Genomic DNA, 14,232 nt, shown 5'->3' with positions numbered 1-14,232 from the left:
GCTGATCCCCCTGAGATCTTTCATGTTCTTGGCCGGATCGGTGCCGCCACGCGCCGCCCATTGGGAAAATTTGTTAAAATTGCTTTCCCTCGATCTTCTTTGTGACTATTTGTGACAGCCAGACCAGACAAGTTCGGAGGATCTGTCATGAGCGTCGCATCGGGCTACCGGGCCTGCGTCATCGGCCTTGGGTCGATGGGCATGGGGGCCGCCCTCTCCTGCGTCAAGGCGGGGATCGCCACCAGCGGGATCGATCTGGATGCGGGGCGCCGCGACGCCTTCGCCGCCGCGGGGGCCGAGGCGGTGGCCGATTCCGTCGCCGGGCTGTCGGGCGCGTTCGACGCGGTGATCGTGCTGGTGGTCAATGCCGCGCAGGCCCGCGCCGTGATCCTGGGCGAGGCGGGCATCGCCTCGCGCGTGGCGCCGGGCGGGGCGATCATGGTCAGCTGCACCCAGTCGGCCGAGGATGCCAAGGCGCTTGGCCGCGACCTGGAGGCGATGGGCATCCTGATGCTTGATGCGCCGGTGTCGGGCGGGGCCGCCAAGGCGGCGGCCGGCGAGATGACGGTGATGGCCTCCGGCTCCGCCGCGGCCTTCGACAAGCTTGCGCCGGTCCTCGATGCGGTTGCGTCCAAGACCTACAATATCGGCCCCGAGATCGGGCAGGGCGCCACCGTCAAGGTGATCCACCAGCTTCTGGCGGGCGTGCATATCGCCGTGGGCGCCGAAGCGATGGCGCTGGCGGCCCGGGCGGGCATCCCGCTGGAGACGATGTATGACGTCGTCACCAACGCGGCCGGCAATTCCTGGATGTTCGAGAACCGCATGAAGCACGTGGTCGAGGGCGACTACACCCCGACCTCCGCCGTTGACATCTTCGTCAAGGATCTGGGGCTGGTCACGGAAACCGGCCGCAGCCTGAAATTCCCGCTGCCCCTGGCCTCGGCTGCCTTCGCGATGTTCCAGGAGGCCTCGAACATGGGCCATGGCGGCGAGGATGACAGCGCGGTCATCAAGACCTTCTCGGGCATCGAGCTGCCGAAGAAGGAGGGCTGAGCCATGCAGATCGGCGTCATCGCGGATGATTTCACCGGCGCGACCGACATCGCGGGCTTTCTCGTCGCCAACGGGCTGGCCACGACCCAGATGATCGGCGTGCCCGCGGCGGGCACGCAGGTCGAGGGCGACGCGGTGGTCGTGTCGCTGAAATCGCGGTCGAACCCTGCGGAAGAGGCGATCGCCGACAGCCTCGCCGCGCTGGAATGGCTGCAATCGATCGGCTGCAGGCAGATCTTCCAGAAATACTGCTCCACCTTCGATTCCACCGCCAAGGGCAATATCGGCCCGGTGGCGGATGCGCTAATGGCGGCGCTCGGCACCGACATCACCGTCATCTGCCCGGCCCTGCCGGTCAACGGGCGGTCGATCTACAAGGGCTATCTCTTCGTCGGCGACGAGCTGCTGGAAGAGTCGGGGATGAAGAACCACCCGATCACGCCGATGACCGACTCGAACCTGATGCGCCTGATGGACGGCCAGTCCAAGGGCAGGTCCGGGGTCGTCACGGTGTCCACGATCGAGCAGGGCGCCGAGGCGGTGAAGGCCCGGATCGAGCGGCTGCGGGGCGAGGGCGTGTCCTATGTCGTGCTCGACGCGGTGACCGATGCGCATCTGGACGTGCTGGGCGCGGCCGTGGCCGACATGGCCTTCGTCACCGGCGGCTCGGGGCTGGGGGCGGGCATCGCCCGCGCCGTGGCCTCCGATGCGCCGGGGCGGATCGAGGAACTGGGCCGTGCCGCCGCCGAGGCGGGCGCGCCTCTGCCGGGCCGCGGCGTGGTGATCTCGGGTTCGTGCTCCGTCATGACCAACAAGCAGGTGGCCGCCTATCGCAAGCTGGCGCCTGCCTTCGACGTGGATGTGGAACGGTGTCTTGCCGATGCCGAAGGATACGGCGCCGAGATGGCCGCCTGGGCGCTTGAACAGCCCCATGGCGCAGGGATCCCCGCGCCGCTGATCACCGCGACGGCCAGCCCCGAGGTGCTGAAAGCGGTGCAGGCGAAACACGGATCGGCGGCCTCGGAGGCGGTGGAGCAGGCCTTTGCCGCCGCCACGCGAAGCCTGGCCGAGGGCGGCATCACCCGCTTCGTCGTCGCGGGCGGCGAGACCTCCGGCTCGGTGACGCAGGCGCTGGCGGTCAAGGGCTTCGCCATCGGGCCGCAGATCGCGCCCGGCGTGCCATGGGTGCGCGCGACCGACCGGCCGCTGTCGCTGGCGCTGAAATCCGGCAATTTCGGCGCCGAGGGCTTCTTCCTCGACTGCCAGCCCGAGGATGTGCGCGCCGCTCTGGAGGTCCGGGCATGAATGACGCACAGAAGGCGGAGCGGATGGTCCTGCTCTGCAAGAGCCTGTTCGACCGCGGCTATTCGGTGGGGGGCGCGGGCAATGTCTCGGTGCGCTCCGACGAGGGCGGGTTCCTCGTGACGCCGACGGGCAGCTGCCTGGGGCGGCTCGATGCGGACCACCTGACCGTGATCGGACCGGATGGCGAGCCCAAGCCGGGACCGAAGCCCTCGAAGGAATTCGCCTTCCACCGCAAGCTCTACGAGGTGCGCCCCGATGCCGGGGCCATCGTGCACCTGCATTCGACCTACCTTACGGCGCTGAGCTGCCTCGAGGATCTGCCGCGCGACAACGCGATGCGCCCCTTCACGCCCTATTACGTGATGCGCATCGGCTACATGCCGGTGATCCCCTATTACCGCCCCGGCTCCGCGCAGATCGGCGCGGACCTGGCCGAGGCCGCGGCGACGCACAAGGTGCAGGCCTTCCTGCTGGCCTCCCACGGGGTCGTGGTGCTGGGCAAGGATATCGACGACGCGGTGAACAATGCCGAGGAGCTGGAGGAGACGGCGAAGCTCTTGTTCCTGCTCAAGGGCGAGAAGCTGCATTACCTGACCGAGGACGAGATCGCCGAACTGGGCGGAGGATACTGAGATGACGCGCCTTGCCGCAAACCTGTCGATGCTGTTCACCGACGCCCCCTTCCTCGACCGGTTCGACCGGGCGGGCGCGGCGGGGTTCGAGGCCGTCGAGTTCCTGTTCCCCTATGACCACACCATCGCCGAGGTGAAGGCGCGGCTGGATCGCAACGGCCTGCAGCTGACGCTGATCAACGCCTTCGCCGGGGACTGGGCCGGGGGCGAGCGCGGCTTTGCCGCCCGCCCGTCGAAAACCTCGGAATTCGACGCCTCCATCGCCCAGGCGATCGACTATGCGACGGGCCTGGGCTGTCCGCGCATCCATGTCATGTCCGGGATCACGAAGGACGAGCCCGACATGGCCGCCTGCGAAACGGTCTGGATCGACAACATGCGCAAGGCCGCCGACCTGGCCGCCAATGCCGGGCTCGACATCTCCATCGAGCCGCTGAACAGCCGCGACATGCCGGGCTATTTCATCTCGAAGCAGGACCCGACGCTGGAACTGATCGGCAGGCTCGACCGGCGCAACGTGTTCCTGCAATTCGACGTCTATCACGCGCAGATCATGGATGGCGACATCATCCGCCGGATCGAGCGGCTGAAGGGCGCCTATGGACATGTGCAGATCGCGGGCGTGCCCGACCGGCACGAACCCGACGAGGGCGAACTGAACTATGCCGCGATCTTCGAGGCCTTCGACCGCGCGGGCTTCGACGGGTTCCTGGGCTGCGAGTACAACCCGCGCGGCCGGACCGAGGACGGTCTGGCCTGGGCGGCGCCCTATCTGCCGAAGACGGCCGGCTGAGCCGATGATCCCCGCCGAACGCCAGCATTTCATCCTGTCCTGCCTCGCGCAGAAGGACGTGGTCAGCATCGCCGAGCTGACCGAGCGGCTGGGCGTGTCGCACATGACGGTGCGGCGCGACATCCAGACGCTGGAACGTTCGGGGCGGGTGACATCGGTGACGGGCGGCGTGCGGCTCAGCCAGCGGCTGGATGCGGAACTGCCGCATCTGGCCAAGAGCACGCTGCATGCCGCCGAGAAACGCGCGATCGGCCAGCAGGCGGCGGCGCTGGTGAAGGACGGGATGGTCGTCTATCTCGATGCCGGGACGACGACGCTGGAAATCGCCCATGCCATCGCCGCGCGCGAGGGTCTCACGGTGGTGACCAACGATTTCGTCATCGCAGGCTATCTGTCGGCCCATGCGCGCTGCACGCTGTATCATTCCGGCGGGCTGGTGGAGCGCGACAACCAGTCCTGCGTCGGCGAGGCCGCCTCCGAGGCGCTGGGGCGGTTCAATTACGATATCGGCTTCATCTCCACCTCCTCCTGGACGATTTCGGGCCTGTCCTCGCCTTCCGAGGCCAAGGGCCCGGTCAAGAAGGCGGTGGTGGCCCGCGCGCGGCGCAGCGTCTTCGTGTCGGATTCGTCCAAATACGGGGTGGTCGCGGCGATCAACGTGCTGCCGATGGAAGTCTTCGACACGGTCGTCACCGACCGGCGGATCGAACCCGACGTGGCCCAGGCCATCCGGGAGATGGGAGTCGAGGTCATCCTGGCCGGGCCTGCCGGCGCGGAGACCTCCGGTATCAAGGGAAAAGTGCAATGAAGATCGTGGTGACCGGCGGGGCCGGCTTCCTGGGCAGCCGCCTGATCGCGAAACTGCTGGCCGAGGGCTTCGGGCCGGGCCGGGAAGTGACCTCCATCGTCTCGCTCGACCGCGTGGCCTGTCCCGTGACCGATGCGCGGGTGTCGAGCGTCGCGGGCTCGATCGACGACGCCGCCGATGTGGCGCAGGCGCTGTCGCAGGGGCCGGACGTCATCTATCACCTCGCGGCGGTCCTGTCGGGCCAGTCCGAGGCGGAATTCGACACCGGGCTGCACATCAACGTCGACGCCACCCGGCTGATCCTCGAGGAATGCCGCAAGCTGGCCAAGCCCCCGCGCTTCGTCTTCACCTCGTCGCTGGCGGTCTTCGGCGGCGAGATGCCCCGGGTCGTGCCGGAAACCATGGCGACCATGCCGCAATCCTCCTATGGCTGCGGCAAGGCGATCGGCGAACTGCTGGTCAGCGAATACGCCCGCAAGGGCTTCGTCGACGGGCTGACCTGCCGGCTGCCGACGATCTCGGTGCGTCCGGGCAAGCCCAATTCCGCGGCCTCCTCCTTCGTCTCGGGCATCCTGCGCGAGCCCCTGAACGGCGAGCCCTCCGAATGCCCCGTGCCGCTGGACACGCGGCTGTGGATCTCGTCCCCGGACATGGCCATCGCCAATCTCGTGCTGGCGGGCGGCATCGACGGCGCGGCGCTGGGGCTGAACCGCGTCCTCAACCTGCCGGGGATCACCGTGACCCCCGCGGAAATGCTCGACAGCCTGGAACGTCTGGGCGGGGCCGAGGCGCGCGGGCGCGTCGCGCTGACCTCGGACCAGCGGATCATCGACATCGTCTGCAGCTGGCCCGGCGCCTTCGACGTGGCGCGCCCGCTGGCGATGGGCTTCGCCGCCGATACCGATTTCGACGGCGTGCTGAAACAGTACATGGCAGAGACGGCCCCGGCAGACGCCCCGGCCTGATCCACCATCCTTCCCGCAGCTTCGCAGTCCGCCGCCCCGGCCGGGGCCGGCGGGCTGGCCCCCGGGTTCTGCATTTCCCCCGCGGCGTGTTCTCCGCGGGCCCGGCCACGGTAATCAGGGACGCCCCGCGGGGCGCAAACGGAGGAACTTTCAATGGCGGAACCTGGAATGGAATTCCAGCTGATCGCGGGGCTGGTCATCGCCATCGTCCTGCTGATCTTCCTGGTGGTGAAGACCAAGGTCCACGCGGTCGTGGCGCTGGTCATCGCCGCCTCGGTGGCGGGGCTGATCGGCGGCATGCTGCCGGCCGACATCATCAGCGCGATCACCACCGGCTTCGGCAGCACGCTGTCGACCATCGGCCTCGTCATCGGCTTCGGCGTGATGATGGGGCGGGTGCTGGAAATCTCGGGCGCGGCCGAGCAGATGGCCTATACGCTGATCCGCTGGGTCGGCAAGAAGCGCGAGGACTGGGCCATGGTCCTGACGGGCTATGTCGTGTCGATCCCGATCTTCTGCGACAGCGCCTTCGTCATCCTGACGCCGCTGATCAAGGCGCTGGCGCGCTCCACCGGCAAGTCGCTGCTGACGCTGGGCATCGCGCTGGCGGGCGGGCTGATGCTGACCCACCATGCCGTGCCGCCGACCCCCGGTCCGCTGGGCGTCGCGGGCATCTATGACGTCGATATCGGGCTGATGATCTTCTGGGGCGTGGTCTTCACCGTTCCGGGCATGGCGGTCCTGGTCTTCTACGGCCGCTTCATGGGCCCCAAGCTGGAGAAGATGATCCTCGACGATACCGGCGAGGATATCGCCGCCGCCTACCGCCAGTTCGAGGATGCCGCGCAGGAACGCCAGAAGGAGCTGCCCTCGCTGGTCCTGTCGATCCTGCCGCTGGTGCTGCCGATCGTGCTGATCTTCCTCAACACCCTCGCCAGCTTCGTGGTCAAGACCTCGGGCAATCCCGATCTGGCCGGCAGTTTCCTGGTGCAGCTCTTCTCCTTCGTCGGCAACCCGGTGATCGCCGTCGGGCTGGGCCTCTTGGTCGCGGTCTACACGCTGATCCCGAACGTGCCGCGCAATGACGCGATCTCCTACATGGAGCAGGGCGTCGAAAGCGCGGGGATCATCCTGCTGGTGACCGGTGCGGGCGGCGCGCTCGGCGCGGTGCTGCGGGCCTCGGGCGCGGGCGACGTGATCGGGCAGGCCGTCGCCGGGCTGCCCATCCCGGCAATCCTGATCCCCTTCGTGATCTCCTCGCTGGTGCGCATGATCCAGGGGTCGGGCACGGTGGCCATGATCACCGGCGCGTCGATCTCGGCCCCGATCTTGGTGAACATGCCCGAAGTGAACATGGTCTTCGCAGCCCAGGCGGCGGCGATCGGCTCCATGGTCTTCGGCTATTTCAACGACAGCTACTTCTGGGTGATCAACCGCATGCTCGGCGTGAAGAACGCCAAGCACCAGATGCTGCTGTGGTCGGTTCCGACCACGATGGCCTGGGCCACCGCCCTGGTGATGCTGCTGATCTGCAACGCGCTCTTCGGCTGATCCGGCGCGACGGCTTGTGGACGGGCGGCGGGGGAAACTCCGCCGCCCGTTGCCTGTCCAGCCCTGGAGCGGGAGAGCGCAGGCTGCGGGACCGGGCTCCCGCACCGCCGCTCATCCGGCCCGGACGGTCCCCGATCCGGCGACCTTCCTCGCCCGGGCCCCGGGCCGGCAGACCCGGATGCGCCAGCCTGCCGGAGCCGCATCTCCGCTTCCGCAGCCTCAGGCCGCAAGGCCGGGCGCCTGGGGCCGATCGGTCAACATGCGATCGCAGAGTCTGCGTTATGGCACAAACGAGGCCGCGGAAGGGTCATGGCCGTGGCGCGACCCAAGCAAGGACCGCCACATCTTGCCGAGGGCGCTCTCCTGCGGCGTCATTGCGACCCTGGCTTTTCCCGCGCAACCCGCCTGCCACAACGGCCGGGATGGTGCCGCAGAGCCCGGCCGCCTGCATCGGCAACCGGTTTGGCCGGGCAGCAGGAGGCCGCTATTCGGCGGCAACCGGTTGAGCGGGGATCGCATCGCGTTGCGGCGCAGCCCGGGGCAGATCGCTGGCTGTATCGGCGGGCAGGACATGATGCGCGCGTCGGATCACGGCCAGGGGATTCCAGCTGAGCACGCCGCGCAGGCCTGGCGGCGGCACCAGCGGGGGGGCCACCTCCCGCCTTTGGCCCAGGGAGAAGCGCAGCCGACATATCCCGTCGGCAATTCCCGCCAGCACCGCTCTGCCCTGGCCATGCCGCGCCCCCTGAAGCACGGACAGGCCCAAGCCCAGCAGGAAAAGAGGCCAGCTTGCCAGAAGGAGAAGCAGAGGCGTGCAGCGCAGGAACAGGTGCAGGCGGTTGCGCGTGCTGATCCGCAGGGTCCAGGCGCTTCTGGCGCCGCTGACACCGCCGCTGCGATGCAGGATCCGCGCCTCTGGCACGAACCGGCATTCATGCCCGGCAAGTCCCGCGCGATAGGCGAAATCGAGATCCTCGAGGTAACAGAAGTAGCTTTCCTCGAAACCGCCCAGGTCAAGGAACAGCCTGCGCGACAGGAAGGCCCCGGCGGCACAGGCGCCGAAACAGCGTCCTTCCCCCGGCAATTGCGCAGCTGATCGCCCGTGACCGCCGCGCCATGCCAGGCCGGTGATCGAATAGACGTCACCCGCACCGTCCAGCACCCCGGGCCGGTCCATCAGCGCCTGGGCGGAGGCAAAGATCCGGCACCTCGGATGGCGTGCCGCCGCCCGCGCCAGCGCCGCCAGCCAGCCCGGTTCCGCCACGGCATCGCAATTCAGCATGGCCAGCCAGTCCGCGGATACGCGCCGCGCTGCGAGGTTGCTGGCTGCGGCGAAGCCGAGATTTTCGGGAAGGGCAACCAGCCGAACCGCGCCATGGCGGGTCCAGTCGACCAGCCCCAGCGACCCGTCCGTGGACCCGTTATCGACCACGACGATGTCCTGCGCCGGGTGAAGCTGGGCGGCCAGCGAATCCAGCGCCCGCGCCAGCTGGGCGCCAGAATTGTAATTGACCAGAACCACGGCGATCGTGCCTGCCGATGCAGTCGCTGCGGGCCCGGCCCGTGCAGGACGGCGGCGAGGGCGGAGGGAAAGGCGTCTGCTCATGCAGCCTGACTAGCCGGACATACCTAAGGGGATATTAAGGCAAATGGTCAGGCGAGCGCGGTGATCGCGCAGGCCAGGGCAGATGCCGGCGAACCGGGTCTGAATTTCAAGGCCGCCCGGCTGCTCCTCGGGCGCGGATGCCTAGGAGAAAGGAATTGCGCCGGGCGCACCCCATATGTCCCGCACCCGGCTATTCCGTCTTCCTCGAAGGCCGTTCCGGTTTGCCGCAGAATTTGCCGCCGGGCCCGCCTGCCATGGGTCTCCGAGCGCTCTCCGAGGCGACCATGTCGATACCCCCACATTCAAGAGGCCCGCCTGAGCCGATCAATCAGCAGGCATCCCCCCGCCATCACGTTCCTGACCTGTCATCTATTACGAGAAATTAAGGCTTTTACGTTTTCCATCTCCTGGCCGCCGCCCCGGTGGCGACAGACTGAAAGGCTCAGCCGTGACGACACGTCTTCCGCGCCACATTCCGCGGGGCCGCGATGCCCGCCCCGCCACCGCAGAGCGCCTCACGAACGCCGGTGGCCGCCCGTGACGCCGCGCCCTCCGGTTGTCCACGTGGTGATGGCGGTGCATGATCCGCAGCCAGGTCACCTGCGGGCGCAGCTTGCATCGCTGGCCGCGCAGGTCGGCGTGGAGCTGCGGCTTCATGCCGTCATCGCCGACCTCGTCTCTGGCGAGATGGTTCAGAAACAGGCCGTCGATGCCGGAGTCGCCGCGGAAATCCTGATGCCTCCCCGGCGGCTGAATGCCGTGAAAGCCTTCGAGTTCGGTCTGGCCGGGGCGCTCGGGGCGGCCGGCCGCGGCGACCTTTTCGCCCTGAGCGATCAGGATGATATCTGGCACCCCGACAAGCTGCGCCGCGGGGTCGATGCATTGCGGGACATGCCCGGCTGCCAGCTGGTCCATTCCGATGCCCGGGTGGTGGACGATCAGGGCAATGTCCTGGCCGAATCGCTCTTCGCGCTGGAGCGGCGGGATCCGGCAACCGGTTTGCGACGGCTGCTCTACCGCAATTCCGTCACCGGCATGACCGCGCTTTTCACCGGCGACGTGGCGGCCCATGCCCTGCCCTTTCCCCAGCAATCCGGCCTGTTCTTCTATCACGACCTCTGGCTGGGGGTGATCGCCGCCGCCAAGGGGCCGGTCCGGCTGCTGCGCACACCCCTGGTCGATTACCGCCAGCACGCGGGCAATGCCGTGGGATGCGCCGCCCGCCGCGCCGGGCCGCGCCCGCTGAGCCGCCCCTGGCTACGCCAGCGCCTCGCCAGTTTCGCCCTCGCCTGCTATCTCGCGAAATCGCTGGTGCTGCGGGCCGACCAGATCGCGCAGAGCGAGCCCGCGGCTTTCGACCGCCGCAGGATGCGGGCCCTGCGTCCCTATCTGCGCCATTACGGTCCGGGACTGGCCTTCTTCGCAGATGCCGCGGGATATGCGCTGCGCGGCTATGGCACGCTGGCCGATCACGCCTTCAGCCAGGGTCTGGTCAAGATCGGGCGCCTGGCTTGGGCGCTGCGTCGCACCATGCGGCTGGACATCACCAACCGGCTGCGTGAATTCGACGATATCGGCTATGCCATGGCGCCCGGCACCCTGCCGCAGAAAGCCCCGCAGGGCCCCGGCCCCGGCGCCCGCGCCTGGCAGGCCTATGCCGATCCGCGCAAGATACCGCGCTGGAAATGCCGCATCCGCCACGACGTGCCGCGGGACTGTACCATCCTGCTGCCGACGCTGAACCCGACGGAGATTTTCGCCGGCGTGGCCACGGCGCTGCGGCTCGGCACGGCCATGGCGGAGCAAGGCGCCCGCCTGCGCTTCGTCGCCACCGACCTGCCGCTGGTCAGCCCGCATGCCAGCCGCAGCTTCGTGGCGGAGCGCATTGCCCCGGGACACCGCGAAAGCACCATGCCGCGGCTTTCCTTCGCCTGCGGCGTCACGGCCGAGGAGCTCGATTTCGCCCCCGGCGAGATGATCGTCGCGACCGCCTGGTGGACGGCCCATCTGGCGCGTCACATTCTGGAGCAGCGCGGGATCGGAACCGGCCGCTTCCACTACCTCATCCAGGATTACGAACCCAATTTCTATGCCTGGGGCACGGAATATGCAGCCGCGGCCGAAACCTATTCCATGCCCTGCGTGCCGATCTTCAACACGACCCTGCTGCGCGACTACTTCCGCAGCCGGGAGCACGACTTCGGCGGCCGGGGCGGACTTGCCTTCCGGCCCTCGATCGACATCGCGCGCTATGCCGCGCTGGACCGGCTGGGCGGGCGGCGCAAACGGCGCATCGCCCTCTATGGCCGGCCCGAGGTTCCCCGCAACATGTTTCCCCTGTGCATTGAGGCGCTGGTGCGGTTCCTCGGGACGACCGGGATCCGCCCGGAGGAGGCGGAACTGGTTTCGGTCGGCCTGGCCCATGATCCGGTCGCCCTGCCGGGCGGCCACTGCCTGCAGAGCCTGGGCAAGCTGCCGATGGACGAATACCCGCTCTTCCTGTCGACCGTCGATGTCGGGCTGGCGCTGATGTATTCACCCCATCCCAGTCATCTGCCGATCGAGATGGCCGCCGCCGGGGTGCAGGTCGTCACCAACGGCTTCGGCCCCAAGGATCTGTCGCGGCTGAGCCCGCTGATCCGCTCGGCAGAGCCCACGCCCGCCGCGCTGGCACGGGCCCTGCAGGCGGCATGGCAGGCCGCGGCGGTTCCCGCCCCCCCGGCGGCGCGGCAGATCGACCTGTCTCCGCTGGGCATGACGCTGGAGGAGATCGCCGCCAGCATGGCCCGCGACGCCGCCGGACCCTCCGGCCGGAGGCGCGTGGCATGACGCGGCGGCTGATCCTCCATGTAGGGGCCCCGAAATGCGGATCGACCTATCTGCAAAGGGTGATGCTGGCGAATCGCGACCCGCTTTCGAGCCGCGGCATCGTCTATCCCGCGCCCGAGGGATCCCATCCCGGCAATGGACTGCGCCTCGCCGGAATCGACCCCGCCGGGATGGAAACGCTTTTCGGCGGGGCCCGGACCGCGGTCCTGTCCCATGAGGACCTGATCTCGCTGGGCCCCCGCATGACGCATCTGCCGGGGCTCTGCGCAGAGCATGACGTGGCGCTGACGGTGCTGGTCTTCCTGCGCCCGTTCTGCGAGGTGATCTATGGTGATTACTCGCAGTTCATGAAGCAGAATTTCGATCGCTATCTGGCCGAGGGCCAGGCCTATGACGGCATGAGCTTCGAGGAATTCGCCGTCGCGCGCCGCAGCAAGCTGACCCCGACAGGGTGGCTGAACGCCTGGCAGCGCACCACCCCCCTCCCTCTGCGCATCGCCCCGCATCGCCGCATCCGGGCGACGCTCGAGGAGGTGCTGGACGGGGCGGAGATGAACTGGGACATCGAAGCCGCCAGCGCAAATCCTTCGCTGCGGGTCTGTGATTGCGAGGACATTGCCCGCGCGATGCAGGCGGGGCTGCGCGCTGCGAAGATCCGCGAGATGTACAAACTGGCCTATGCAAAGGTGGCGCTTGCCGATCATGGCAGGACCGAAACCCGCCGTGTGTGGCTGGAGGCGCTGTTCCGAAACCAGAACGAGAACATCCGCGACACATTCCGTTTCGACAACCGCTGGGCCGCCTGATCTGCGCCGGGTCACGCGTCGAACGGCCCGGCCGCAGCCTGCATGGCCTGGGGAACGCCACGTCATGGGCGATGGGGTCCCGGCGACCAGGGCGGCTGCCTTTTTTGCGCTCCGCCCTCCGGAGCATCCCCCGACCGCATGCCTGTCCCTGAAACGGGGGCCAGGGGCCGGAGACACCCCGGCGCGCCTGCCGCGCCCGTCGCGGAACGGGCGCGGACCAAGCGGGCCATCTCCGGCCCTGCAGGCGGGCGCCCTCTTGCATGCCAGCAAGCCCTGGATGCCACAAGAATCCGGCGTCGGGCCTCCGCAGGTGCGGGCGGCCTGTCCCGGACCGGGCCCGCCACCCTGCCGGGGGTCTTCCGTGGCGGTCGCCCCGGGGGACGGTTCCGCGCAAGGCCGCATCGGGGGAAAGGGACAGGGACCTGAGGCCTCCCGGTCGGCCGCATGACGGGACGGCGGCACAGCCCCCGAAGCCTGCCCTCCCGCCGGGACCGCGCCTGTTGCGGGGGCGCCGGCGGGCGTGGTCTGCCTGCAGCCCCTCTGCCCCGCCCCCGCGTTCAGAGCCGGTCCTTCAGCGCATCGCCAGGCCGGGACCAGGCATTGCGGATGCGGGTGAGGATCCCCGCCTCTTCTGCCGCCAGCCCCGTCACCGTCTTGTCGGACCGCCGCTTGACCTCGTCATAGGCGGCGAACAGCACCTCCTCCGCGCGCGGGCCGAACCCGGAATAGCCGCGCAACCGGCGCGCGACCTCCGCGCGGCCGCGCTGCGCGATCTTCCTCTTCAGCAGATCCTCCATCTCGCCGGGGAAGACCACGGCCGCCGCATCGCCGTGGCGCGCCGAAAGGCGGACCTCCACCCCTTCGTCGATCGGCCGCGCCCGATGCGCCTCCAGCGCCGCCGCATCCTCGCGCAGGAGCGGGTCGGCATCGTGTTTCCTGCCGAATTCCGAGCGGATGCTGACCCGCCGCGTCAGGCCGCTGACCGGCCGCAGCGTGGTGTCCAGGACCGAGGCCTCGGCCACCATCGTGGCATTCACATGCCGCGTCCCGTTCTCGTCGGTAATCGCGTCCGCCCCGGCAATGGTCACCTCGTAGCGGGTCCAGTAGCGGCTGTCATTGACCCAGGATTTCAGATCCTTCTCGATCCCCGCGTGATGGGCCGAATTGGCCTTTGCGGTGATCGGATACAGGTTCATCGGCCGCCCCAGCCCGCCGAGATTGTCATTCAGCAGATGGCCGCGGATATAGCGCGCATCCGCATCCTTGTGGATGCCCGGATCGGTCGGCAGCAAGCCCATCAGCACGTCCTGCCCGCCGGGGCCCGTGCCCTGCGGATGGTCCGGGCCCAGCGGATCCGCAATCATGCGGATCCCGACCTCTTCGGTCCCGGCGGCACCCAAACCGAGGCGGCCGCTTTCATGGGTGATGACCGTCTTGTGGCGGTCGGAACCGTCGGCGGGAATGCCCGTCCCCGAGATCGGTTCCTTCACCTCCAGCACCAGTTCCGGGTTGATCTTGCCCACGACCTTGAAGCCGCGCCGGAAATCGCCCTCGTAGCCAAGCTGCGCCAGGCCGAAACGGTGCTTCACCCGCGCGAAGTAATCGTCCAGGGAATCCGAGTTGGCGGCCCGGGCGCTGGCCAGTTCCAGCACGGTCCTGGCCGCCGCGACATCGGCCCGTTCCTCGCTGGGGCTGCGCGGCTGCGGCGCCGGAGGCTCGTCCAGCGTGGCCAGGGTGACGGGACGCGGATAGCGCGGCGGCGCGCCGTCGGGACGGGCCCCCTCGGGGATGGCCGGCATCACGGGGCTCGGCCGCGCGGCCTCGTCCACCGCCTGCGACCGGACAGGCTCTGCAGCCCCCGGCGCGGGCACCGGCGGCGCG

The 14,232-nt window shown here is 68.7% G+C and carries 10 protein-coding genes and 1 pseudogene; 9 read left to right on the top strand and 2 right to left on the bottom strand.

The features are described from left to right. Positions 1 to 147 precede the first annotated feature (147 nt). The 7 genes from ltnD to ICN82_RS16435 all read left to right on the top strand — a co-directional run bounded on the left by ltnD (position 148) and on the right by ICN82_RS16435 (position 7,110). Positions 148 to 1,056, top strand: coding sequence for an L-threonate dehydrogenase (gene ltnD, locus ICN82_RS16465; protein ID WP_193184853.1), 909 nt, complete (start codon positions 148 to 150; stop codon positions 1,054 to 1,056). Positions 1,057 to 1,059: 3 nt separating this feature from the next. Further along, a complete protein-coding gene (gene otnK, locus ICN82_RS16460; protein ID WP_193184850.1) occupies positions 1,060 to 2,361 on the top strand; it encodes a 3-oxo-tetronate kinase in 1,302 nt (433 codons plus the stop codon). Next, a complete protein-coding gene (otnC, locus tag ICN82_RS16455) occupies positions 2,358 to 2,993 on the top strand; it encodes a 3-oxo-tetronate 4-phosphate decarboxylase (RefSeq protein ID WP_193184847.1) in 636 nt (211 codons plus the stop codon). The genes otnK and otnC overlap by 4 nt, the downstream gene beginning before the upstream one ends. Before the next feature lies 1 nt (position 2,994). Further along, the gene (otnI, locus tag ICN82_RS16450) at positions 2,995 to 3,786 is read left to right on the top strand and encodes a 2-oxo-tetronate isomerase (protein WP_193184844.1); all 792 of its coding nucleotides are present in this window, start codon (positions 2,995 to 2,997) and stop codon (positions 3,784 to 3,786) included. A 4-nt stretch (positions 3,787 to 3,790) separates the two neighbouring features. Further along, positions 3,791 to 4,594 carry a DeoR/GlpR family DNA-binding transcription regulator gene (locus ICN82_RS16445; protein WP_193184841.1) on the top strand — a complete coding sequence of 268 codons (804 nt, stop codon included), beginning with the start codon at positions 3,791 to 3,793 and terminating at the stop codon, positions 4,592 to 4,594. Next, positions 4,591 to 5,559 carry a D-erythronate dehydrogenase gene (gene denD / locus ICN82_RS16440; protein WP_193184839.1) on the top strand — a complete coding sequence of 323 codons (969 nt, stop codon included), beginning with the start codon at positions 4,591 to 4,593 and terminating at the stop codon, positions 5,557 to 5,559. The genes ICN82_RS16445 and denD overlap by 4 nt, the downstream gene beginning before the upstream one ends. A 153-nt stretch (positions 5,560 to 5,712) precedes the next feature. Next, positions 5,713 to 7,110 carry a GntP family permease gene (locus tag ICN82_RS16435; RefSeq protein WP_226898547.1) on the top strand — a complete coding sequence of 466 codons (1,398 nt, stop codon included), beginning with the start codon at positions 5,713 to 5,715 and terminating at the stop codon, positions 7,108 to 7,110. Between the two features lie 484 nt (positions 7,111 to 7,594). Here the strand turns inward: ICN82_RS16435 and ICN82_RS16430 are convergent, their stop codons facing one another. After that, positions 7,595 to 8,632 carry a glycosyltransferase family 2 protein gene (locus tag ICN82_RS16430; RefSeq protein ID WP_193184837.1) on the bottom strand — a complete coding sequence of 346 codons (1,038 nt, stop codon included), beginning with the start codon at positions 8,630 to 8,632 and terminating at the stop codon, positions 7,595 to 7,597. Between the two features lie 621 nt (positions 8,633 to 9,253). Between ICN82_RS16430 and ICN82_RS16425 the strand changes: the two genes are divergently transcribed. Both ICN82_RS16425 and ICN82_RS16420 read left to right on the top strand, forming a co-directional pair. Further along, entirely contained in the window at positions 9,254 to 11,545 is a 2,292-nt protein-coding gene (locus ICN82_RS16425) for a rhamnosyltransferase WsaF family glycosyltransferase (RefSeq protein ID WP_193184834.1), read from the top strand. Beyond that, a complete protein-coding gene (locus tag ICN82_RS16420) occupies positions 11,542 to 12,351 on the top strand; it encodes a hypothetical protein (RefSeq protein ID WP_193184831.1) in 810 nt (269 codons plus the stop codon). The genes ICN82_RS16425 and ICN82_RS16420 overlap by 4 nt, the downstream gene beginning before the upstream one ends. A gap of 557 nt (positions 12,352 to 12,908) precedes the next feature. Here the strand turns inward: ICN82_RS16420 and ICN82_RS16415 are convergent. Continuing rightward, positions 12,909 to 14,232 (bottom strand): annotated as a pseudogene (locus tag ICN82_RS16415) (hypothetical protein); the annotation flags it as partial.

The sequence above is a fragment of the Mangrovicoccus algicola genome, from assembly GCF_014903745.1.
In the GTDB taxonomy this organism is placed as follows: Bacteria; Pseudomonadota; Alphaproteobacteria; order Rhodobacterales; family Rhodobacteraceae; genus Mangrovicoccus; species Mangrovicoccus algicola.
This window is presented reverse-complemented; position numbering and strand designations above follow the sequence as displayed.